The following is a 24,733-nucleotide window of genomic DNA, read 5'->3' on the forward strand; positions in this document are numbered from 1 at the left end:
TTGGCAAGTCCTGCGGAAAAAGCACCTGCTGCCTTTAACGATGTTTACCATGATTTCAGGACCGCGGAAAAAGGCACAATAGGTGAAGCCTTTACGGGAGGAGTGTGAGTTCATGACAATCGCAATACCTGAACGTCCAGCTGTCAAAAGAAAGCCGAGGCCTACCGGGTTATTCATTCCTGAGCTTGTTTTTTTTGAGCCGGATGCCCTGAACTACCCTAAAGGGGAAAAGATCATGGAATGGGTCAAAGCCCAAAACATCCCCTACCGGATGACCACCTCACATAACCGGATTACAAATCTACCCGGAGAAGGTGAGCTGGAGCAGTACAAAATCGCTAAGCGTACCCTTGTGGTAGGTCTGCGCAAAACGCTTACTTTTGACCAGTCCAAGCCTTCTGCCGATTATGCCATTCCCATTGCCACAGGCTGCATGGGCCACTGCCATTATTGTTATCTTCAGACCACGCTGGGCGCGAAGCCCTATATTCGGGTGTATGTAAATACAGGAGATATCCTGGATGCCGCCAAAAAATATATCGATGAGCGCACGCCGGAAATCACCACGTTTGAAGCTGCCTGTACCTCCGACCCGCTAGGGCTGGAGCATATCACCGGCTCGCTGGCCGAGCTGATTACATTTATGGCCAAGGAGCCGCTGGGCCGGCTGCGCTTTGTTACGAAGTATCAGCATGTCGATCCGCTGCTCGGTCTGGAGCACAACGGGCATACCCGGATCCGCTTTAGCATCAATGCCGATTATGTCATCAAAAACTTCGAGCCGGCCACTGCCCGCTTCGAGGAACGGATTGAAGCCGCCGGGAAGGTTGCCAGGGCCGGGTATCCGCTTGGTTTTATTATCGCGCCGATCATCTGGCATGACGGCTGGGAAGAGGGCTATGCGGAGCTGCTGGCCAAGCTGGAAAAAGCGATGCCTCCAGGCTCAGGCAAAGGCCTGACCTTCGAAATGATCCAGCACCGGTTCACCAAGACAGCCAAGACGGTGATTGAGAAGCGATACCCCAAATCCAAGCTGGAAATGGATATTGAGAAGCGCAAGAAAAAGTGGGGCCGCTGGGGACAGAACAAATATGTCTATCCCGATGAACAGCAAACCGCCCTGCGCGAATTCATCACAGAGCGGATTTTTGAGCATTTTCCCGAGGCGGGTATTGATTACTTCACATAAACCGTTCATTTTAAACTGCTAAAAAATCAGCCAGTCCGGCGTGACCCCCTGCAGCCAAATTGTAATCCGGAACATCTGATCCGTGAACAGCAGGAAGCCCATCAGGATCATCAGCGCTCCTCCGGCCTTCATCAGTATATTGGAATACTTCAGAATACGCCTTGCTCCGCCCAGGAAAAAGGCCAGTGCAAAGAACGGGAGCGCGAATCCAAGGCTGTACGCGGTGATCATCGTAAACCAGGTGCCCGGGTCACTGGCTGAGAGCGCGATGATCGCCGTCAGGATCGGCCCGATGCACGGGGACCAGCCTGCCGAAAAGCCGATGCCGAAGATAAAAGATCCGGCATACCCGGCCGGCTTCCACTTCAGATCCAGCTTGCGTTCACGCAGCAGGAACTGCGGCTGAAAGACGCCAAGCAGAAACAGTCCCATCACGATGATCAGAATGGCCGACAGCTGGCGGATCAGATCACGCTGGCCGTTAAAAAATTGCCCGAACAGCCCGGCACCAAAGCCGAGCGTATAGAAAACTGCCGAAAAACCCAAAATAAAAGCCAGCGTATGCGAGAGGGTCCGGAAACGGACCTCTTTGCTGTTGCTGCCGCTTTTTAGCTGCTGCACCGACAGGCCTGTAATATACGACAGGTACGAGGGATAGAGCGGCAGACAGCAAGGCGATATAAACGACGCAATTCCGGCGGCAAAAGCGATTCCTGCATTCAGATTGGACAAGCAGCAGCTCTCCTTCCGGCTTCAAGCTGAATAGGCATCAGCAGTTCTGATGCTGGAGCAGATTCTAGGCAGGCAGTCCTTTTTTACCAATTAGGGTCAGGGCAAGCAGCGCGATAAGCAAGAGTACAATTGTTGCCCCTGGAGCAAGGTTCCATACACCGGCTACCACCAGCCCGCCGACCACGGCAATCTCCGCGATAACGACCGACAGGACCACAGAGGACTTGAAGCTGCGTGACAGCAGCAGACTGATCGCTACAGGGATCGTGAGCAGCGCAGATACGAGCAATGAACCGACAATTTTAATCGCTGTGCTGATTACAAGCGCCGTAAGTACTGTGATAAGCATATTGAGCAGCTTGACCGGCAGACCGCTGACGCTCGCCGCATCCTCCTCAAAGCTGAGCAGGAAAAACTCCTTGAAGAACAGCGCTACCACCACAACCACCGCAATCGTTACAATTCCAACAACGATCAAATCTGTATTATCTAGCGTGTATATACTTCCGAACAGATAGCTCATTACATCTGCATTATAGCCTTTACCTAAAGTAAAGAACAGTGATGCCAGCGCCACCCCGCCTGACATAATGATCGCGATGGAGAGCTCAGCATAGCTTTTGTAGGCTTTACGCAGCTTTTCGATGGCAAACGAGGCAACCACGGCAAAGATCAGGCCTGCCCCCAATGGGTAAAAGCCGGTCAAAAAGCCCAGCGCCACCCCGGCAATCGTCACATGCGCCAGCGTATCGCCGATCATGGACAAGCGTCGTAACACAAGAAAAACGCCGATCAGCGGCGCCGTAATTCCAATCATCAGCCCGCCCGCAAGCGCCCGCTGAAAAAAGTCACTGAATAAAATTTCCAAGATGATATCTCCTCATAAATAATTAGAAACAAACCAAACCTTTTGAAAAAGAGTTTTAGATCCCTCCCAAACCCTCCCTTCCAAGGGAGGGCCCCAAGGGCTCTGCCCTCTGGACACCCGTTTAAGTGCAACTGGCGTAGGCGAGCCGGCTTCTGGTGTCTAGAAACGTTTTGGTGATAATCGCTTTCGTCCCTTTCAGGGACACGCTTTACGTTAACAGTACTTTGGGACGATAAAAGTTAGGGACAAGGTAAAGCATATGGTTACTTTGAGGAACGTTAAGGGACGTTTGTTATGTAGCTACAGTTATCTATACCCGCCTGCCTCACACCGAGCACGTATCAAACTTAAGTGTAGTTTGTACAACTAAATCCGGCAAAATTGCGGATTATGAAAGAATAAGTGTACTTGGTGCAGCTATTTCGATGAATTAAGGCGGTTTTGAACGTTTTCGGCAAAAATAAGTGTACAGAGTGCAGTTAAAACCTGCAACGGAGCAAATTAGCAGGTTTTAGTTGCACAAACTGCAGTTATTTCGGCTGCAGCCTCTTTAACAAGTATTAATATTCCCATACAACGGGTACAGCATATTCAATTTATCCGTCCGTCTTACTTGTAGCACATGTAACATGGTTACTTTCAAGGCTTCAGCACCATACAGCGCGCATAGTTCTCTTACATACACCGAGTATAACACCTTTGTTTTACTAGTTTAGCCTACTTATAGCGTATTTAACACTATTACTTTACTAGCATTGGCTTATCAGGATCTGCATGGCAACGTCCTCTTTTAGGCTAATGTATGCTGGAGATCCTCGGCGGCGCAGTTCTGCACGTCGTGGGAGTGGCGGCAGTAGAAGTTGATTTTACCGTTACTTTGTACCGGCTCATTGCCCAGGTAGCTCTTGATCATATCGATGTCATGCGACACCATCAAGAAGGTCATGTGGTGATGGGCATGCATGTGGAAAATGAGTTCAAAAAATCCCGCCTGCGTCTCCGCATCAATCCCCACTGTAGGTTCGTCCAGAATCAGCAGATCCGGATGGTTGATCAGCGCACGCGCCAGGAAGACGCGCTGCTGCTGGCCGCCGGAGAGCTGGCCGACTCTTTTGTCCGCGATATCCTGAATCCGCATTACTTCCAGCGCGTCCTCACACTGGCGGTGCTGGGCTTTGGATACGCGGCGGATCAGGTTCTTGTTGTTGTACAGTCCGGACAGAACGACTTCGCGCACTGTGGCCGGGAACAACGGGTTAAAAGCATTTTTTTGCGGGACATAACCGATCCGTTCCCAGTCCTTAAATTTGCGCACAGACTGGCCGAACAGCTTGATATCGCCGCTGGATGGCGGGAGCAGGCCCACGATCATTTTCATTAAAGTGGTTTTGCCCGCGCCGTTGGAACCGATAATGCCAAGGAAATCCCGCTCCTTCACGGTGTAACTCAGACCCGAAATGACCTTCTGCTCTCCGTAGGAGAAGGACAAATCCTCTATTTCGATCATATGCTGATGGCAGTCCAGGGATACCGGTTGCATGATGTGTACCGCCTTTCAATTAATGCTTTCTTTTTATTGTAAAGCCAGAATCAGATTTTGCAAATTTTTCTCCATCAAAGTGAAGTAATTATCGCCGTTTTTCTCCTGAGCTTCAGTCAGGCCTTCCACCGGATTAAGGACCATTGTCTCTACGCCTGCTTCAGCGGCCAGCGTTTTAGCCAGCTTATCGGAGACCAGCTCCTCGAAGAAAATATATTTAATTCCCTCATCCTTAACCAGTGCAGCCAGGTTCACCAGATCCTGTCCGCGCGGCTCGGCATCAGGCGACAAGCCCATAATTGCATGCTGGCTCAGACCGTAATCACGGGCCAGATAAGCAAATGCCTGATGGGACACGACAATTTCTTTATTGGGAAGCTTGGCAAGCTCCGTTTCAAATTTGCTGTCAAGAGCCTGTAAACGCTCAGCCAGCTGGCTGTAACGCTCTTCATAGCCTGCCTGGTGTTCAGGATCTGCCTCGATCAGGCTATTCTTGATATTTTCAGCCATAACCAGCGCCGATTTCGGACTTACCCATGTGTGCGGGTCAGTGTGCAGGCTGTCGCCAGCCGCTTCCTCAGCGTGATTATCCTCATGTTCTTCAGCATCAGTGTGCTCGTCAGCGTGCTCATCTTCAGCATGGGTTTCTCCGCCGTGGTTATGACCATCATCTTCGTCAGTCATAATATAATCCACGCCTTCGCTGACTGCAACAGCCTTCACTTCACTGCCACTATCCAGACTTTTCAGGAAATTCGGCACCCAGCCTTCAAGACCTGCACCATTGTACAGGAACAGCTGTGACTTGGAGGTGTTAATGATATCCTGGCTGCGCGGAGTCCAGTCATGCGGCTCTACTCCAACCGGCAGCAGGTTAATCACATTGATATCATCCCCGCCGATTTCACTCGTAAATTCATATATAGGATAGAAAGTTGTAATAACATTCACTTTTCCTTCAACAATACTTCCACTGCTCTTAGCTCCGCATGCTGTAAGCACCAGCAGGGCAAGCAAAGCAGGCATGAGCAGCAATTTCCGGTTCAACACGTTAAAAGACATATTCTCTATCGACCCCTTAAATCGTAAATTTTACTATGAGAATTATAATAGTAATCGTTACGATAAGTCAACACCGAACTCTTCCCTTCACATGTGAATCTGTTCAAACTCGCTTGACCCTTTTAGATAATAATGCGCGTAATCCCTAAAAGTCGCTGTTCATCCATCCCTCTCATCGATCCCTCCATCTCACTCATTCCACTCTAACGGACTCCAGCGCCCTTAAATAAACGATTTGTCCAAAAAAACAGCGATTTAAGGTGCAATAAGGGCACTACGGTCCGTTAGCCAGGGGAAATCTGTATTACAGCAGAATTAACGCCTCCTCAGTCCGTAAGCCGTACCAGCGAGCTATTCTCCACAGATAGAGGAAAAGTTCCACAGTCCATCCGCCAATCACATTACCGGGTTTGTCAGCCCCCCAGGCTCCTTCACGCATCGCACTAGCCCAATAAGCAGCCTACTCCCCACTCATACACATCAACTATTTGCATAAAAAAAGAACACCTGCAGCCGGCGGGATTGCCCTTGTCATATCACAGGGACTTTCCCGTTTCCGGCATGCGGTGTTCTTTGTCAATGCTGCGCACTGTCAAAGGCTTACGCCTGCTCAACAGCTACGCTGTGCAAATGTCTGTAACTGAAATTGCTTACTTCACAATTGCTCCGTTCGGCATGCTGTCCGGCACGGTAGCGATGCTCAGCTGGTCGCCTTTGGAGGCTGCCAGAATCATGCCCTGAGACAGCTCGCCGCGCAGCTTCACCGGCTTCAGGTTGACAATGCAGATGACCTTGCGGCCAACCAGCTCTTCCGGTGTGTAGAACTTTGCGATGCCGGAAACCACCTGGCGCTGCTCATAGCCAAGATCCAGCTGCAGCTTCAGCAGCTTATCGGCCTTCTTTACCGGCTCGGCCGCGATAACCTGGGCTACGCGCAGCTCGGCTTTGGCGAAATCGTCAATGCCGATTTCTTCCTTATGCTCTTCCTCCGGCTCTACAGCCGCCGGAGCATCTCCCGCAGCCGATGCTGGTGCCGCCTCAGGCTCGGCTGCCGCCGGCTTGCCGGCGCCCATCGCTTCGGCGATGTAGGCCACTTCCACCGCTACGTCAAGGCGCGGGAAGATCGGATCGCCCTTGGCGAGCTTCGTGCCGGCCGGAATCAGGCCGAAGGTGCGGCCGCTGTCCCAGGTGGTCAGCTCGCCTGCCTGAATACCCAGCTGCTCCCAAATTTTGGCCGGAGCGCCGGTCAGGAACGGCTGCAGCAGAATCGAAGCGGTGCGCAGTCCTTCCACCAAATGTCTCATAACGGAAGCAAGCTCGCCGTTTCTGCTCTCATCTTTAGCCAGCACCCATGGCTGGGTTTCGTCGATGTACTTGTTCGTCCGGCTGATCAGCGCGCCAATGGCGGTCAGTGCAACGGAGAACTCCATCTTTTCCATGGCCTCTTCTACCTTGGCATAGGTACTCTCCACAGCAGCTTCCAGCTCGCCGTCGAATGCAGTCACTTTACCGGCATAAGCAGGCAGCTCGCCGCCGAAGTACTTTTCAACCATTGCTCCAGTACGGTTCAGCAGGTTGCCGAGGTCATTAGCCAGATCATAGTTGACCCGGTCCACGAAGCTTTCAGGAGTGAAGGTGCCGTCGGAGCCAAATGGCACTTCACGCAGCAGGTAGTAACGCAGAGCATCGAGGCCGTAACGGTCGATCAGAGTCACCGGATCTACTACGTTGCCTTTGGATTTGGACATTTTGCCGTCCTTCATCAAAAGCCAGCCGTGCGCAAACACCTTCTTCGGCAGCGGTTCGCCCAGCGCCATCAGAATGATCGGCCAGTAGATCGTATGGAAACGCACGATTTCTTTTCCGACAATGTGCACATCCGCCGGCCAGAACTTGTCATACAGACTGCGGTCGGCAGAACCGTAACCGAGAGCCGTAATGTAGTTGGTCAGCGCATCGATCCATACATAGACCACGTGCTTGGCATCGCCTTTTACCTTAACGCCCCAGTCAAAAGTTGTACGGGAAACAGCGAGGTCCTCCAGACCCGGCTTGATGAAGTTATTGATCATTTCGTTTTTACGGGATTCCGGCAGAATGAACTCCGGATTCTCTTCGTAGAACTTCAGCAGGCGGTCAGCATATTTGCTCATCCGGAAGAAGTAGCTTTCTTCTTTTACCAGCTCAACCGGGTGTCCGCTGTCCGGGCTTTTGCCGCCGGTAATGTTACCGTCCGCATCGCGTTCGATATCAACCAGCTGCGTTTCCGTATAAAAGGTTTCGTCAGAAATACAGTACCAGCCCTCATATTCCCCTTTGTAGATGTCGCCCTGCTGCAGCAGCCGGTCAAAAATATCGGCAACCACTGTCTTATGGCGCTCCTCAGTTGTGCGGATAAAATCATCATTGGATATGTCCAGCTTGCGCCACAGCTCCTTGATTCCTACAACGATTCCGTCAACGAACTCCTGAGGCGTTTTGCCGGCCTTGGCAGCCTTTTCTTCAATCTTCTGGCCATGCTCATCCGTACCGGTCAGATAACGCACCTCGTAGCCGCGCAGCCGCTTGTAGCGGGCCATTGCATCACCGGCGACTGTAGAATAAGCATGCCCGATATGCAGCTTGTCGCTCGGATAGTAAATTGGGGTTGTCAGATAAAATGTTTTGTTGTCACTCATTGATCCTGTTCATCCTTTCGTATTGGCGCATCTCATAATCATACAGCTTAAGTTAACACAAAAAACTCCCGCCCCCTATATGGGGCGAGAGTATACTCACGCGATACCACCCAAAGTTCCCCGGCTCCTCACAGAGCACAGGCTTCGCCAGTCCTTAATCAAGAACTGTCCATTAACGCTGGATCACGCTGTGTTCTTACAGCAGCTGCTCTTTCAGCAGTCCCTGCTCGGGCACAGTTCCTCCCGGACCATCTTCAACCTGCGTACCATACCGGTTCCCAGCGCTCCCGGCTCTCTGTAATGGTCAACCCGATTTACTCATCCGTTCCTCGGAATGCATATGATTCTCCAAAATATACCCAAAAATCAGCCATCCTGTCAAGTCGGCCGGACAGCCCCTTCATCAGGCGGCTGGTTCTCCCGCGGCGGGACAGGATCAAGACCTCCCGGATGGAAGGGATGGCATCTGGCAATCCGCTTTGCGGCCAGCCAGGAGCCCTTCACCGGGCCGTGTACTTCTATCGCCTCCAGCGCGTACGCCGAGCAGGTCGGATAGAACCGGCAGGTCGCAGGCTTCAGCGGTGAAATGAACTTGCGGTACACCCTGATCGGCGCCTGTACCGTTCTGCGCAGGTCCGGCATATCAGCGGCCTTCTTTGCTGTGGGCTGCAAGCGCAGATTCTGCTTCCTTGCCGCTCTCACAGTCTTTGCAGTAACCGAACACCTCAAATTTATGCTTGACTACCCGGAATTGGTCCGGAGTATCCGTTAAATTCATCGGGCAGAAATGAATCGGGTAAGTCTTCATGCATTGAAGGCAGATCATATGATGGTGGTGGTGGTCCTGATTGCAGCTGGCTTTGAATTTGACTCCGTCTTCAAATACCACCTGTTCAAGCACACCCAGCTCTTCCATAACCCGCAGGTTACGGTAGACTGTATCAAAGCTGAGCCCGCTGTACTTACGGCCCATATGATCATAGACATCCTTCGCCGACAAATATCCCGTATTCTCGCCGAATAATTTGGCAAGCGTCTTGCGCTGATCGGTGATTCGCAGTCCCTGCCCCGACATGGCTTCCAGTATTTGTTCTGTCGACAGCATTCGCTCATCTCCCAATAATTCATTTGCTGTTACACTCTCCTTATAATGCCCCAAAACCATTGCCCCGTCAATCAAGCAACACCCTACCGTTCCCCATAGCTGCCGGAGTTTTGCCGGAATCACGAACATTCAAGGCTATAGCATAGCAAAAACCGGCTAAAGCACCTGTTAACAGGACTTTAGCCGGTTTGTCATAACCAATATGTTATTGCTTCAGAGCTGGCAGTGGTGTAAATACAAAGTTTACCGGCAGATTGCTTCCGGAAGCTACCGAGAATACAATTTCTACCGAGCTGTCATAGCTGCCGGAACGATAGACTACAGCGTTCATATCGGAGCTTGACAGGCTGCCTTTATTCGGCAGGTTGACGATTGTATTATTCACCATCAGAGAGCCAAGATAGTTACCTCCGCGCGGATTAAACGTAATCAGCGTGTTGGCAGCAACATGCTCAAATCTTATTTTGTACAACACACCGAAGTTCCCGGCATTAGAAGCTTCCGTTCCGGTCATCGGATCGATGCCGACCAGATTCAGGTCGTTTTTGTTATCGCCCAGAATCAGCTTAGCCTGTGTGGTTCCGACCACATCATTCACGGTGATAATCCGGGTCGAGTCCGGATACGTTCCTCGGTTATGCACACCGTCACGGTCCAGTACCGGCAGTGTAGGCAACAGCGCAATCGGATCCTTGCTCTCTTCGACCATCACCACATTGTAATCAACCGTAAGATCACTAAACAGATCGGCGCTAAGCGACAGTACCTCACCCGGCTTCATCGCTATTTTGTTAATATCCGTCAGAATAGCTCTGCTCTCACCCGGCTGCAGGGTTATCGTGCTGTATTTTTCATTGGTAAGCATGGAATTATAATACTTCTGGATTGAAATTTTACCTGTATATTCCGGAGAAGTTACCGGACCGGCAATCCCTGAATATTGCGTTGTAATTGTCGTAGGGTACAGGTTGTTGTTGGTTGCAATCACGTACAGCTTTTGTCTGGTGGACATGTTGTTCAAGTGATGAACAAGGAAGCGGGTATTGCCGACTGAACTTTCGCGGTACAGTACGCCTTCCTGATTCACTGTTTCCGGACTGTTACTGCGGATAAGCTTATAATTCTCTGAGGACAGATTGTATGTCAGGTTAGGCAGGCCGGGAATCATTCCGCCGTCCATGGAGATTACGTCTCCAGGCATCGTGAAGAGCTTCGCTACTTCATCCTGAGTGTACAGCTGCTCGCTGGTAATATTAATCGTCTTCTCAAAAGTGCTGCTAAGCCCGTGCTTGTCGGTTACTTTCAGCTGGATCGACACCGGACCCGGGTTAAAGAACGCGAGTGCGCGGTTCGTCCATTCTGCTGTAAGCTCTTCGTTCTCCGGATCATAGCTGAGGTCAGTCAGCGTGATTGGCTCACCCATCTTGTATTCCTCTTTATTGGTGGTGAAATTGGCGACCGGCGGCTGGTTAGGCTGCACAACCTTAATCGTTACGGAATAAGGATCACTCACCTGCCCGTTTGCATCAACTACGGAATAAGTGACTGTATAGTATCCCGGCTGATCGTAAATATCCTGCTTGTTGTCACTCCAGCGCTCTTCTACAATAGGCGTTCCGTTCGGCGAGGAGCTGGAGGTGGTGTAGTTAATATAAGTCTGGCCGGCAAAAATTTCAGTCGGCTGGACGCTAAAAATTGCTGTCGGCTTGGTGTTCAGTGTCAGAATGACACGTTTACCTACATTATCAACAGTATAAGGAATGTTCAGTGCGGCGGTAATCGAAGTCAGCGGAACCATAAAGGTGCCCTTAAATTGGTATGCAGGTCCCTTCATTGTCTTTTGACTGCCGTTTACAGTATAAATTTTGCTGTCTGTCTTGAAGCGCATTACACTGCTGCCTTTAGTAACGACAACTTCCTTTGTTTTGGCTTCATAGGTGTAGCTTACGCCAACCATTTCGACCATGGCCCGGATGGAAACATAGGATACCCCGTTCTTGACGGCCATCGGCTGATTAGCCAGATAAGGTGTTCCGTTTTTGTACATTTGCCGGCTGTTCATAAGCAGGATAAGCTGGTTAGCAGCGGTTCCATATACGGCGTTAACCGTATTCTGCGGCTGAATCACCGTTCCATCCGTAGCAGCAGGAGCTGCAGTTTCCGCAGGAACCGGTGTAGCTGTCGCTGCCGGGTCTGGGGATGCAGCAGCAGCTGAAGCTGAAGGCTCTGCAGATGCAGCAGGCTCAGCGGTAACGCCCGGGTTCGGGGTGGCTGTCGGTGTGACCGTTCCGGCAGGAACCTCACTTGGCAGCGGATCTGTAGATTCAGGCTGAACAACTGCCTCACTGGTCTGAGCAGCCTGCGCTGTACTTACTACAGTGCCGGTTACTCCGGCGGTACTTACCGGTACGGCATAAGCCGGAACCGCAGCTGCGGCCTGGGTTACAGCCAATGCAGCGACTAACGTTAGTTTCTTAAAATTCATGGTATGACTCCTTCTGCTCCCGTTTGTAGTCTATAAGGCAGGTTTACTCTCTGTCTGCTGCTTATATTCCCGTATAACAAAACTCTTCAACAGCTGCCGTGAAGCTGTTTTTTTGCCACGCTCTTTTTACAAAACATAGTATTAGACGCGCCGGACCCCAAAAAGTTTCATTTTATGTTAAGAAAAAAACAAAGACGATCCCCCGGATCATCCAGGTTAATCGTCCACGCATTGTGCTTTGTATAAGACTTTTTATTGGTTGCCTTTTACTCCGGCAGATATTCAAGAAATTAAATCCAGTCAATGTGCCTCCGGGCGAGCGCTCCTGTCACGGTATTCCTTCGGGGTCATCCCGGTCTGCTTCTGGAACACTTTAGTAAAATAACGCCGCTCCTGATAGCCCACACCTGCGCTGATCGCCGCAATGCTTTTGTCTGTGCTGGCAAGCATGAACTTGGCTGCTTCAATCCGCTGCTGGGTCACATATTCCACAAAGGTCACCGCAAACCGGTTCTTGAACAAAAGGCAGAAGTAGCTGCTGCTGATGCCGATTTTGCCCGCAACCTCCTCTATGCCCAGATCATGGTTCAGCCGCTCGGAAATGTATTTTACCGCCTGATTCATCAGCTGTTCGGGTGATTTCTTATGTGTCTCGTCACCAGCAGGCAGCTCTTGAAACAGCGGAATACTGTTATACAGCTTATCTTTATACTGCCTGCTGCGGATTTGCGCGCCGATATTGCGCACTTTGTTGCCAAGCTCCTCGTAGTGAATCGGCTTGCAGATATATTCCTTAACTCCGAGACGGATCGCTTCCCGGGCATAATCAAATTCCTGATAACCGCTGAGCAGCAGCACCTCACTCTCCAGGCCCATTTCCCGCAGCTTCCCGACAAAGGTAAGACCGTCCATCACCGGCATGCGGATGTCACAGAGCACCAGATCTGGTGCCTCCTGCTCGGCAATCCTGAGCGCCTCCATTCCGCTGCGCGCCATGCCGGCAACCTCCATCCCCATCTCCTGCCACGGCAGCACTCTGTTGAGATTATTCAGAATAGGGGCTTCATCGTCAACCAGCAGTACCTTTAGCATAATGATCCTCCCCCTGCTCATATTTAGGAATGACGCATTGGATGACCGTTCCGGTGCCGGGACTGGCGCAGATAAAGATGCCGTACCGGTTGCCATACTCAATCCGGATACGGTCAGCTACACTGCGGACGCCCAGTCCACGCCGTTCCTGATGGCGCACACCTTCACCGGTCTGGCCGCGGGCATCCGTCTCAACAGGATCATTAACCATGTACTGGAACATGGACAGCTGGGCCGGCGTCATGCCGATTCCGTTATCCTGTATCCGCAGAATCAGATTGCCGCGCTCCTCCCAGCCCTTCACCTTTACCACGCCGTGGTATCCGATCCCCTCGAACCCGTGCTGAATGCTGTTCTCGACCAGCGGCTGCAGCGTCAGCTTCAGAATACCGCAGCCCAGCAGCTCATCCGGGATATCGATCTCATAATCAAACACATCCTCGAAGCGGAACTTCTGGATATCCAGATAGTTGCGCAGATGGGTAACTTCCTCCTGCAGCGTAATTTCGTCCCGGTCCTGAATACTGATCCGCAGAATACCGGCCAGCCGGTAGACCATCTCACTGACCTTCCGCCCTTCATTCTGGACAGCAAGCACATTGATCGATTCCAGTGTATTAAATAGGAAATGCGGCTTGATCTGCGCCTGCAGCACCCGCATTTCCGCCTGGTTTTTGCGGCGCTGCTCGACCTGAATCCGGTTGAACAGCGTATTGATTTTATTCATCAGGTCGTTGATGCCTCTGGCCAGCAGAGTCATCTCGTCATTGCCTTTTTCCTCTACCCTTGTGGTCAGATCGCCATCCTCTACCCGGCGCATGAAGCGGACAATGACGGCAATACCGCCGGTAATCCGGTTCATAAAAAACAGGTTAAATATGACTGCCGCCAGCAGGCACAGAAAAATCACGGCAACGAACCAGCGGGCGAACACCGTAACTTCACGGGACAGGGAATCCCACGAGGTGACCGAGACCAGACTCCAGGGATAGTCCTTGAGGTGATAGACGGACAGGATGCTTTTTTCACCGGCGAACTCTGTTCGGAAGCTCTGAAAGCCCGGCTTATACGAGATTTTTTTAGCAGTAAAAGAGCTCAAATCCTGCCCGTCCAGACCGTGGTCCGGATCAAGCAGGATCATCCCGTTATCATTTACCAGCATAAATGAGACCTTCTGGCTGCTGTCGCCGATTTTCAAATTACGGAAGATCGATTCGAACTCCCAGTTCTTGATCTGCACCACCAGAATACCGATATTCTGAAAAAAGCTGAGCTCTTTGATCAGACGGATCTGCGTAAATACCGGCTCCGTTCCGGTCAGCTCCGGATACTCATGCGGCGCCAGCCACTTGGGCACACCGTTAAGCTCCATTACTTCCTGGTACAGCTCACTTCCCTTGAATTTTTCGTACGGTAGCGTCCGGAAGTTTTCCTTGGTGAATACCGAGACAATTTCCGAGCTGCCTTTTCCGTTAAAATTGTACAAAAACGCATAGCTGATCGACGGATGATTATAGAGCAGACTCCGGAAATTGCGCTGGCTGGCGTTCAGGCTGAGCTGCTCGGCATCGGTCAAATCCTGCTTGGAGGGATCATCCGCACTAAGTGCCATGTGAAATACCGAGGTGGCTATCCCGTTATCCGTTACATTGTTCATATCTTTGAACACATTGGAGATGCTGTAGCTGATCGCTTTGAGTGAATACTCGGATTGCTGGCTGTACTTCTTCTCAATGGAGTTATACGTGACGAAGAACATAATCATACCAAGGGTAAAGAGCGGAATAATAATCAGGCCCAGAAAGGCAGTAAATAATTTGTAGCGCAAATTCATAAGCTGCGCTCCTGACTGTAGTTGAGTTAGCCCTTTACGCTGCCTGCCGTGACACCTTCAATTATTTTCTCCTGCAAAATAGCATAAATGATTACCACCGGCAGCACGCTGTAGACGATACCGGCAGACATCTGCGCATAATTCATCTGATACTGATCGCGGAATTGGACCATCCCCACCGGAAGCGTGCGCAGCTCATCATTGGAAAGAAAATAGTTGGCCAGCAAAAACTCATTCCAATTTCCCAGGAAATTGACGATGAATACTGTAACCATGGCGGGAACCGTCAGAGGTACAATAATCTTAGCAAAGATACCCGGGGCCTTCAACCCATCCATTACCGCCGCTTCCTCAATTTCACTGGGAAGTGAACGCATGAAGGCAGCGAGAATAATGATCGTAAACGGGATCGCATTGGCAATATACGGAATAATGAGCGCCCAGTGCGTGTTCAGAATATGCAGCTTGCGTACAATCGTATAGATCGGCAGCATCAGCGCATTATTCGGAATCAGCATTCCGACCAGTACAAACGAGTACAGCAGTATATTCCAGCGTCCGTGGCGCATCCGGGTAACCGCGAAGGCGAACATACCGGCCAGGATAATCGACACCACCGAGGCAAAGACCGAAATATATAGGCTGTTAAAAAAGTACGTGCTGATCTTCGCATTGACCCAGGCTTCCACATAGTTATTAAATACGAACTCCTCCGGAATGCCGAAGGGGTTCAGGGCTATCGAGTTATTGTCCTTTTTTACAGAGGAGAACAGGACAAACAGGAACGGGAACAGCACAACCAGCAGGTAGCCGAGCAGCGCGGCATGGGGCAGACTTTTTCTGAGAGCACGCGGCATCAGTATTCAATCCTTTCACTACGCCGGTTAAACAGCAGCTGGTACACCACTGTCACGATAAGCGTAAATACGAAGATCAGGACCGCAATGGTATTGCCGTACCCGTATTTAAAGTTCGTGATTGCATACTTGATCATATAAGTTGCCATTACTTCAGTAGAACCGGCCGGACCGCCTTTGGTCATAACGATGACGATATCGGCAGCCTTCATTGCCCCGGCAATGGAGAGCATAATCACCACTGAAATGATCGGCACAATCAGCGGCAGGGTGATGCGTGTAGCCCGCTGGAAGCCCGTAGCGCCGTCAATCGCCGCAGCCTCCTCAAGCTCTCCCGGAATGGCCAGAATCGCCGCCAGCACCATTACAATGTAGAACCCGGTCCATTGCCACGCATTGGTGATCAGAATCGACAGCATGGCAAACCGTTCATCGGACAGCCAGTATACCGGATCTATGCCAACCAGGCACAGCAGCTTGTTAAACAGGCCGATGTTCGGCTCATAAATGAAGCCCCAGAGGATACCGATGACCGCCGTTGACATAATAGAAGGCATAAATACTGCCGTTTTATACAAACCCTTGAGTTTCTTGACGTTGGCAATCAGCAAGGAGAAAAGAATAATAAGCGGAACCTGGATAAAAACGGAGAACAGAATGAACCATCCGTTATTCTTCACCGATACCCAGAAACGGTCATCGCCGAGTGCCTTTTCATAATTCGACAGGCCGGTCATTTTAACCGTGTCGGATACACCGTTCCAGCTGGTCAGGCTGTAATAGACGGAGCTGAATATGGGATAGATAAAGAAGATCAGGAATAAGGCAAGTGCAGGAAGAACGAACAGGATAAAGACGAGCGGATTTCTGAGCGCTTTATTCATAACTACCTCCGATGCTTGAGATCTGGGCGCCAATCTTTAAAAAAATGTACCCTGGAGCAGCCACCAGGGTACATTTCAATGGTTGCCTACTCCACAGCTGCGTTCGCTTCTTCCTGAATCTTTTGCAGCTCTTCGCCCATCTTCTCAGGAGTAGTCTGGCCGCCGATCAGCTTTTGAATCTGGATGTTGCTGATCTCGGTGGTCACATCAGCCTGAACTAGCGAGTCAAACGCCGGGAAGGAGGATGCGGAGTTATTCAGCACCGCCACGATTTCTTTCATCAGATCATCAGTAATATTCGCATCAAGCACCGTCTGATCCAGCTTCATTGCCGGCAGGACGCCATCCTCAACCAGACCGCGCAGCTGCATTTCTTCGTTGTACATATTTTTAATGAAGGATTTCACAGCAGCCAGCTGGCGCTCATCCTCACCTGCCGAAGCAGAGAAGCCGTAGCCGTTGTTCACATCACGCATCAGCGCTGTCTGGTCACCTGCTCCGCCGTCAACCGCCGGAATGTTAAAGAAACCAACCTTGCCGATCAGGCCTTCACCGGACTGGCCGGCTTTGAATACGGAGGATTTCCATGTTCCGTCATACATCAGAATCGCTTCACCGCTGGTGAATTGAGTCGTATATTCAGCATATTCGAAGCCGAGCTCGCCTTTTTTGAAGTAGCCTTTATCGACCCACTCCTTGTATTTGGCAAAACCTTTAACCACATTCGGGTCACTCCACTTTGCTTCTCCGGTCGCGAACTTCGCTGTAACATCAGGTCCGGCATAACGGGACCACAAATGGTTGGCCAGCATCAGCGGTACCCAGCCTGCTTTGGAAGCACCTGCCAGCGGCACTTTGCCGTCCGCTTTGATATCAGCCAGCTGCTGCTCCAGCTCGGCGAAGGTGGCCGGTGCTTTCCAGCCTTTGCTTGCATAGTATTCTTTGTTATAGAAGAAGCCCTCTCCTGAGCCGCCGATCGGCAGTCCGTAGATTTTACCTTCATAAGTAAACGGGTCCAGATTAGAGAATTTGTCCTTAATGCCCAGCTCCTCCAGAATCGGAGTCAGATCCAGCAGCTTGCCTTCCTTTGCATAAATCTTGGAGTCCGGGCTGCCGAACAGGTCGAAAATTTCCGGCGGGTTGCCGGCGGCCATTTCACCGCGCAGTTTCTCTTTGCGGTTCACATCGGAATCTACGCCGTCGAGCTTAAAGGTCAGTCCGGGAACTTCCGCCTGCACCTTGCCGACAACATCCTCCAGTATGGCCAGACGCTTTTGCTTGTCGGCACCAACCTGGGTATGGCGGATTGTCATTTCAAAAGGCTCCGTGTTCGCAGGCTCTTCTGTAGCAGGGGCGTTCGTTGCGGCCGTTCCGCTGTTTGTTGACGCGGCTTCTCCGTTGTTACCTGCATTGTTATTGTTGTTACCACCGCAGGCAGTCAACAGTGCAGAACTGACTAGCATCAGGGACAACAGCATTGTTATACTTTTTCTCATTACGGGTGACCCTCCCTATTTAATGATTTCCCTTACACCTCTTATTATAAAAAACCCCTTTTGTAATCGTAAGGTTAACATTCATCTACAACAGGGATAAAAACGTCTAATGTAAGCGAATACATACCATTTATCTTACATCACACGTAATTTAAGATAACATACTTTTACATTTTCAGCTGAAAAAAACCGTCAAAACGTCATATTATCTATACATTACTTTTGATTTTTTGTGCAAAATATTCCCTAAGCTTGTCTGAATAGGAGCTTCGTTCTTCTGCCGTAGCCATTATGGCTTTTGAAGTGTAGAGCTGATCGTTCTTGTAGCGCGGAAATACGTGCAGATGATAATGCCATACATCCTGGTTGCCTGACGGCTCATTATGCTGCCGTGAGGAGACCCCGTCACACCCGTACGTTTTCTTCAGCGCTTTTGCCACTTCAATTTCCAGCCTATGTATCCGGTCGGAGAGTTCTCCTGTCAGACTGTAAATATTCTCAATATGCCTATTGGGAATAATAAGTACATGTCCGCGATTGCCGGGCCACCAGTGTGAAGCAATAAATGCGGTAACGAGCTCGTCATGGTAAAAAATGTCTGACTGCCTGGAAAGAACATGCTCATTTTCGGTCCCTTGTACAAGCAGGCAAAAAGGACAATGATAATCTTGCGGTTCATGGAAATAAAGATTCATTTTGCTCTCTCCTAACGGATCGTGATTAATTAGTCTAGCTCCATATGTGATTCAATGCCTAATATACTATGAGTTAACTTAATCCAACATGAGCTTTATTGCCTCTTCTGCCGCCTAGCAAAAAGCCGTCCCACAGCATGCTGTCTGCTGTCAGGTACGGCTTCATTCATCAGTATTCATTATTTTACCAGCGCTGATTCTTTGCGTCCTTCTTCAATCAGCCGGTATGCGCGCTGCACTTCCTCATCGCCCGGTGAAGGTACCCCTTCAAGCTCATAAGGGCGGCCAAGCTCTTGCCATTTATAAATCCCCATCTGATGATAAGGCAGGATTTCAAACTTCTCAACCCCGTTCAGGGTTCCGATAAAACGTCCAAGGTTAAGCAGATCTTCTTCCTTATTATGAATGCCGGGTACATATACGTGGCGGATCCACATTTTACGGTTATGATCAGACAGCCAGCGGGCCAGCTTCAAGGTACGGTCGTTGGACTTTCCGGTCAGCTTAATATGAGCTTCATCGTCAATATGCTTCAGGTCCAGCAGGACAAGATCGGTAACATCGAGCAGATCGCTGATCTTTGAACCGTCATTGTAGCCGTTGGAATCAAGAGTGGTATGCAGATTCCAGCGCTTCTTAACTTCAGTAAACAGCTGCTTCACAAAATGCGCCTGCAGTGTAGGCTCACCACCGGATACAGTAAGTCCGCCGCCGGAAGTCTTATAATAATTCAAGTAAGGCTCGATTTCCGCTAATACTTCTTCGAGTGTCATTTCCTTGCCTTCGTTCAGTCCCCAGGTATCGGGGTTATGGCAATACTGGCATTTAAGCAGACAGCCCTGCATAAAAAGCACGAAGCGGATTCCCGGGCCATCCACCGTTCCAAAGGTTTCTAATGAGTGGATATGTCCTTTAACCATATGAGGTCATCCTTTCGAAAAAAAACTTAAAATTTTAATGAATTCCAGACAAGAGTTTACCGCCCTCTTGCAAGGGCGGCAGCTCTGTAGTTTATTTCAGTTTCTGATGTCCAAGAACAAATCTTACATCGAAGAGTGGAACGTACGGTTGATAACGTCCAGCTGTTGTTCGCGGGTCAGCTTGATGAAGTTAACGGCATAGCCGGATACACGAACTGTCAGCTGCGGGTAGTTCTCTGGGTGATCCATAGCATCGATCAGCTGCTCACGGTTAAATACGTTAACGTTCAAGTGCTGAGCGCTATTGTGGAAGTATCCGTCCATCATGAATACCAGGTTGGACTTACGGGATTCTTCGTCTTTACCCAGCGCCTTAGGAACGATGGAGAATGTATTGGAGATACCGTCCTGTGCATCGGAGTAAGGCAGTTTGGCAACCGAGTTCAGGGATGCAAGTGCGCCCTTCTTGTCGCGTCCGTGCATTGGGTTAGCACCTGGTGCGAATGGTTCGCCTTTTTTACGTCCGTCTGGAGTAGTACCAGTCTTCTTACCGTAAACAACGTTCGAAGTGATTGTCAGTACCGATTGAGTCGGAACAGCATCACGGTACGTTTTGTTTTTGCGGATCATGGTCATGAAGGTTTCAACCAGCTCAACTGCGATGCTGTCAACAGCGTCATCGTTGTTACCGTAGCAAGGGAATTCACCTTCAGTTTCGAAGTCGATGGCAATGCCTTGTTCGTTGCGGATTGGTTTAACCTTAGCGTATTTGATCGCGCTCAGGGAGTCAGCAGCAACGGACAGACCAGCGATACCGCAAGCCATTGTACGCAGAATGTCACGGTCATGCAGTGCCATTTCGATGCGTTCGTAGGAATATTTGTCATGCATGTAGTGGATGATGTTCAGGGTGTTAACGTAAGTCTTAGCCAGCCACTCCATCATTGGTTTGAAGCGTTTCATTACTTCGTTGTAATCCAGATACTCGGAAGTGATTGCAGGATATTCAGGACCTACCTGTGCACCGGATTTCTCATCCACACCGCCGTTGATTGCGTACAGCAGGGCTTTTGCAAGGTTAGCACGGGCTCCGAAGAACTGCATTTGTTTACCGATGCGCATTGGGGATACGCAGCAGGCAATCGCGTAATCATCACCCCAGTAAGGACGCATTACATCATCGTTCTCATATTGGATCGCACTGGTTTCGATAGATACCTTGGCACAGAATTTCTTGAAGCCTTCAGGCAGTTTCTCGGACCAGAGTACAGTCAGGTTCGGTTCCGGTGCAGGTCCCAGATTGTACAGGGTGTGCAGGAAGCGGAAGCTGTTCTTGGTTACGCGGGTTGTTCCATCTTCAGCCATACCGCCGATGGATTCTGTTACCCAAGTAGGGTCGCCGGAGAACAGTTCGTTATAGTCAGGCGTACGCAGGAATTTCACGATACGCAGCTTCATTACGAAATGGTCAACGATTTCTTGTGCCTGCTCTTCTGTAAGAGTACCTTCTTCGAAATCACGTTGTGCATAGATATCAAGGAACGAGGATACGCGTCCCAGGGACATTGCCGCACCGTTCTGCTCTTTAACTGCTGCCAGGTAACCGAAGTATACCCATTGAGTAGCTTCTTTGAAGGAGTTAGCCGGTTTAGAAATATCAAGACCGTGAGCGGCAGCCATTTCTTTCAGTTCGCCCAGAGCGCGGATCTGCTCGGACAGCTCTTCACGCAGACGGATCACATCTTCAGTCATGGAATCAACTTCAAGCTCAGTCTGTTGCTGTTTCTTGTCTTTGATCAGGAAATCAATACCGTACAGAGCAACACGGCGGTAGTCGCCGATGATGCGTCCGCGGCCGTAAGCATCAGGAAGACCTGTGATAACGCCGGATTTACGCACGGCTCTCATATCAGGTGTATATGCATCAAATACGCCTTGGTTATGCGTTTTGCGGATATTCGTGAACATTTCGACAATGTTATTCGGAAGCTCGAAGCCGTAAGCCTTAGTAGCATCGATCATCATCTTGATGCCGCCGAACGGCTGGATGGAACGTCTGAAAGGAGCATCAGTCTGCACGCCTACGATTTGTTCCTTGTCCTTGTCGATGTAGCCTGGTGCGTGGGAAGTGATAGTGGAGACAGTATCCAGGGAAACGTCCCATACGCCGCCTCTTTCTCTTTCTTCCTTGCTCAGCTGGGAAATGATCTTCCACAGTTCAGTGGTGTTGCTTGTAGGACCTACGAGGAAATCTTCATTTCCTTCATAAGGCTTAATGTTTGTTGAAATAAAGTTGTTAACGTCAACTTTCTTGGCCCATTTGCCTTTTGTAAAACTTCTCCAACCCGACTTTACTTCTTGTACATCTTTTTCAATCACCGACATGCTAAATCCCTCCATTTATATATTTATTATATTTGTAGAGATCGCGGGCTTGAAGGTTGATCCCGTGTCTCGTGATCCCAAAGATATGGTTGTTATAAAATTCACAATCGCACTTTCATATCTCGGGCTCGCTGTTTATATAAACATTTTAGTTTATTTTCTGAAAAAGGACTGTGACAAATATCACCTTTCCGGTGATATTTGTCACTACCATCCAGTCCCATATTATCCTTTAAACATATTATTCGCCACTCAACACCTAATTAGACGTCAAATCTTCCGTAGAAGGCATTGCGGTATACGTCAGCCAGCTCACTTACCAGCGGCAATTTAGGGTTAGCAGTTGTACATTGGTCTTCAAATGCACGGTCAGCCAGGTAATCTACACGGGATTCGAAATCCTTAGGATCAAAGCCCAGGGCAGAGAACGATTCTTCGATACCGAGCTTCTTGTTCATGTCGCGGATCGCATTGATCAGGCTTGTTACGCCCTCTTCAGTAGTACGGGCCGGCAATCCCAGAATACGGGCGATTTCGGCATAACGCTCATCAGCTACAAAGTGCGAATATTTAGGGAACGAAGCGAACTTCGTAGGCTTCTTGGCATTGTAACGGATAACGTGAGGCATCAGGATCGCATTGGTGCGGCCATGTGCGGTGTGGTACTGTCCGCCCCATTTGTGCGCCAAGCTGTGGTTGATGCCCAGGAATGCGTTAGCGAACGCCATACCCGCAAGTGTCGAAGCATTGTGCATTTTTTCACGGGCAACTTTATCTGCCTGCAATGCGGATTTTTCCAGGTACTGGAACACCAGCTGAATCGCCTTGATTGCCAGACCGTCGGAGTAGTCGCTTGCCATTACAGATACATAAGCTTCAATAGCGTGAGTCAGTACGTCCATACCTGTATCAGCAACTGCAGTTCTTGGCAGGCTGTATACAAATTCAGGATCGATAATCGCAACGTCTGGAGTCAGCTCATAATCAGCCAGCGGATACTTGGTGTTGTTACCGGCAGTTTTATCTGTGATAACTGCGAACGAGGTTACTTCTGATCCGGTACCCGAAGTAGTCGGAATGGCAACGAATTTCGCCTTTTGACCCAGGGTAGGATATTTGTATACGCGTTTGCGGATATCCATGAATTTTTGTTTCAGGTTGTTAAAGTCTACATCCGGGTGTTCGTAGAACAGCCACATGCCTTTGGCAGCATCCATTGGGGAACCGCCGCCGAGTGCGATGATGCAGTCCGGCTGGAATCTGTTCATCATAGCTGTACCTTTTTCAACGGTTGTAGTCGATGGATCCGGCTCAACTTCCGAGAACACCTCAATAGCTACAGGAGTCTGGCGCTGGCGCAGGTAGTGCTCAACTCTTTCCACGTAACCCAGTTTAACCATCATAGGGTCAGTAATGATTGCTACGCGTGTAATGTTAGGCATTTTAGCCAGGTATTGTGTGGATCCTTTTTCAAAGTAAATTTTGTCAGGTACTTTAAACCATTGCATATTCACGGTACGACGGTTCACCCTTTTCACGTTGATCAGATTGATGGCAGTAACGTTTTGCGACACCGAGTTGCGGCCGTATGATCCGCAGCCCAGAGTGAGCGAAGGGATATTTGTATTGTAGATGTCCCCGATGGCGCCGTGTGTCGAAGGAGAATTCACCAGAATACGTCCTGTCTGCAGGCGGTGCGAGAACTTCATGATAACTTCTTCATTATTGGAGTGAATGGCCGAGCTGTGGCCCATGCCGCCGAATTCAACGATTTCCGCAGCGCGTTCGATACCCTGATCCGCATTTTTCACTTTGTAGCAAGCCAGAACCGGGCTCAGCTTTTCAGCGGACAGCGGGTATTTAGTGCCTACGCCTTCGATTTCAGCAACCAGAATCTTGGTGCCGGCTGGTACCTGGATACCACACATTTCAGCGATCTTCACAGCGGATTGACCTACGATTGCCGGGTTAACTGCGCACTTCTCTACATTCATTGCACCGTTAGTCAGCTTGGCAGCTTCATCTTTATTGACGAAGTAGCAGCCGTTCGCAATCATCTTTTTCTTCACCTGGTCAAAAATAGCTTCTTCAATAATAACAGCCTGCTCGGAAGCACAAATCATACCGTTATCGAATGTTTTGGAAAGGATAATGTCGGTTACAGCCTGGTCAATGTCAGCACTCTTCTCAATGAAGGCAGGTACGTTACCAGGGCCTACGCCGAGAGCCGGCTTGCCGCAGCTGTAAGCTGCTTTAACCATTGCGGATCCGCCTGTTGCCAGGATCAGTGCAACGTCAGGGTTGTTCATCAGTGCATTTGTCTTATCCATGGTAGGAAGCTCGATCCATTGGATGAAGTTCTCAGGAGCTCCAGCTTTTACACCTGCATCATGAAGGATTTTGGCTGCTGCGGCGCTACACTCTTGCGCTGAAGGGTGGAAACCGAATATAATAGGGTTACGTGTCTTAGCGGAAATCAGTGCTTTAAACATCGTGGTGGATGTTGGGTTGGTTACCGGTGTGATACCCATTACAATTCCGACTGGTTCGGCAATTTTCTGGAAATTCTCGTAGGCGTTATCCTCAATAACTCCTACGGTTTTGTCATACTTAATTCCGTGCCAGATATATTCAGTTGAGAAGATGTTCTTCGTAATTTTGTCTTCGTACACTCCGCGGCCTGTTTCTTCGACAGCCAGTTTCGCCAGGTACATATGTTTGTCGAGACCTGCCAATGCCATTGCATGAACGATTGTGTTGACCTGCTCCTGATCCAGTTCCATGAACGCATCCAGGGCTTTCTTTGCTTTATCCACCAAAGTCTGAATGTATTCTTCAGCGGTGGTTTGTTTCACTTGGGCGGCGACTTCGTTCTTAACTGCCATCTCCCTCGTCCTCCTGTCAATTTTTA

The 24,733-nt window shown here is 49.9% G+C and carries 18 protein-coding genes; 1 reads left to right on the top strand and 17 read right to left on the bottom strand.

Annotated features, from left to right (window positions below; translation table 11 throughout):
* Positions 1-112 precede the first annotated feature (112 nt).
* On the top strand, positions 113-1,189 hold the full coding sequence (splB, locus tag NST84_RS20505; protein ID WP_342562003.1) for a spore photoproduct lyase: 1,077 nt from the start codon (positions 113-115) through the stop codon (positions 1,187-1,189).
* Between the two features lie 18 nt (positions 1,190-1,207).
* Here the strand turns inward: splB and NST84_RS20510 are convergent, their stop codons facing one another.
* From NST84_RS20510 to adhE, 17 genes are all read right to left on the bottom strand, one after another.
* Positions 1,208-1,921, bottom strand: a complete 714-nt coding sequence (locus tag NST84_RS20510; RefSeq protein WP_342562004.1) for a cytochrome c biogenesis CcdA family protein — start codon at positions 1,919-1,921, stop codon at positions 1,208-1,210.
* 64 nt (positions 1,922-1,985) lie between these two features.
* Entirely contained in the window at positions 1,986-2,789 is an 804-nt protein-coding gene (locus NST84_RS20515) for a metal ABC transporter permease (RefSeq protein WP_342562005.1), read from the bottom strand.
* A 790-nt stretch (positions 2,790-3,579) separates the two neighbouring features.
* Positions 3,580-4,329 carry a metal ABC transporter ATP-binding protein gene (locus NST84_RS20520; RefSeq protein WP_342562006.1) on the bottom strand — a complete coding sequence of 250 codons (750 nt, stop codon included), beginning with the start codon at positions 4,327-4,329 and terminating at the stop codon, positions 3,580-3,582.
* A gap of 33 nt (positions 4,330-4,362) precedes the next feature.
* The gene (locus NST84_RS20525; RefSeq protein WP_342562007.1) at positions 4,363-5,391 is read right to left on the bottom strand and encodes a zinc ABC transporter substrate-binding protein; all 1,029 of its coding nucleotides are present in this window, start codon (positions 5,389-5,391) and stop codon (positions 4,363-4,365) included.
* 650 nt (positions 5,392-6,041) lie between these two features.
* The gene (metG, locus tag NST84_RS20530) at positions 6,042-8,069 is read right to left on the bottom strand and encodes a methionine--tRNA ligase (protein WP_342562008.1); all 2,028 of its coding nucleotides are present in this window, start codon (positions 8,067-8,069) and stop codon (positions 6,042-6,044) included.
* A 378-nt stretch (positions 8,070-8,447) separates the two neighbouring features.
* Positions 8,448-8,711 carry a membrane protein insertion efficiency factor YidD gene (gene yidD, locus NST84_RS20535; RefSeq protein ID WP_277468581.1) on the bottom strand — a complete coding sequence of 88 codons (264 nt, stop codon included), beginning with the start codon at positions 8,709-8,711 and terminating at the stop codon, positions 8,448-8,450.
* Position 8,712: 1 nt separating this feature from the next.
* A complete protein-coding gene (locus NST84_RS20540; RefSeq protein ID WP_342562009.1) occupies positions 8,713-9,174 on the bottom strand; it encodes a Fur family transcriptional regulator in 462 nt (153 codons plus the stop codon).
* A 205-nt stretch (positions 9,175-9,379) separates the two neighbouring features.
* Complete coding sequence (locus NST84_RS20545; RefSeq protein WP_342562010.1) at positions 9,380-11,659, bottom strand: stalk domain-containing protein; 2,280 nt, start codon at positions 11,657-11,659, stop codon at positions 9,380-9,382.
* 300 nt (positions 11,660-11,959) lie between these two features.
* Complete coding sequence (locus NST84_RS20550) at positions 11,960-12,751, bottom strand: response regulator (protein WP_342562011.1); 792 nt, start codon at positions 12,749-12,751, stop codon at positions 11,960-11,962.
* Entirely contained in the window at positions 12,729-14,585 is a 1,857-nt protein-coding gene (locus NST84_RS20555; RefSeq protein ID WP_342562012.1) for a sensor histidine kinase, read from the bottom strand. Before NST84_RS20555 ends, NST84_RS20550 begins: the two co-directional genes overlap by 23 nt.
* A 26-nt stretch (positions 14,586-14,611) precedes the next feature.
* Positions 14,612-15,442, bottom strand: coding sequence for a carbohydrate ABC transporter permease (locus NST84_RS20560; RefSeq protein ID WP_342562013.1), 831 nt, complete (start codon positions 15,440-15,442; stop codon positions 14,612-14,614).
* The gene (locus NST84_RS20565) at positions 15,442-16,326 is read right to left on the bottom strand and encodes a sugar ABC transporter permease (protein ID WP_342562014.1); all 885 of its coding nucleotides are present in this window, start codon (positions 16,324-16,326) and stop codon (positions 15,442-15,444) included. The genes NST84_RS20560 and NST84_RS20565 overlap by 1 nt, the downstream gene beginning before the upstream one ends.
* A gap of 86 nt (positions 16,327-16,412) precedes the next feature.
* On the bottom strand, positions 16,413-17,822 hold the full coding sequence (locus NST84_RS20570) for an extracellular solute-binding protein (RefSeq protein ID WP_342562015.1): 1,410 nt from the start codon (positions 17,820-17,822) through the stop codon (positions 16,413-16,415).
* 209 nt (positions 17,823-18,031) lie between these two features.
* Positions 18,032-18,517 (bottom strand): HIT family protein, encoded by a 486-nt coding sequence (locus NST84_RS20575; RefSeq protein ID WP_342562016.1) that lies wholly within the window; start codon positions 18,515-18,517, stop codon positions 18,032-18,034.
* A gap of 179 nt (positions 18,518-18,696) precedes the next feature.
* Positions 18,697-19,437, bottom strand: a complete 741-nt coding sequence (pflA, locus tag NST84_RS20580) for a pyruvate formate-lyase-activating protein (protein WP_342562017.1) — start codon at positions 19,435-19,437, stop codon at positions 18,697-18,699.
* A 123-nt stretch (positions 19,438-19,560) separates the two neighbouring features.
* Positions 19,561-21,822, bottom strand: coding sequence for a formate C-acetyltransferase (gene pflB, locus NST84_RS20585; protein ID WP_342562018.1), 2,262 nt, complete (start codon positions 21,820-21,822; stop codon positions 19,561-19,563).
* Positions 21,823-22,085: 263 nt separating this feature from the next.
* Positions 22,086-24,707, bottom strand: a complete 2,622-nt coding sequence (gene adhE, locus NST84_RS20590) for a bifunctional acetaldehyde-CoA/alcohol dehydrogenase (RefSeq protein ID WP_039875281.1) — start codon at positions 24,705-24,707, stop codon at positions 22,086-22,088.
* Between the last annotated feature and the right edge of the window lie 26 nt (positions 24,708-24,733).

It is taken from the genome of Paenibacillus sp. FSL R7-0345 (assembly GCF_038595055.1).
GTDB lineage: Bacteria > Bacillota > Bacilli > Paenibacillales > Paenibacillaceae > Paenibacillus_AQ.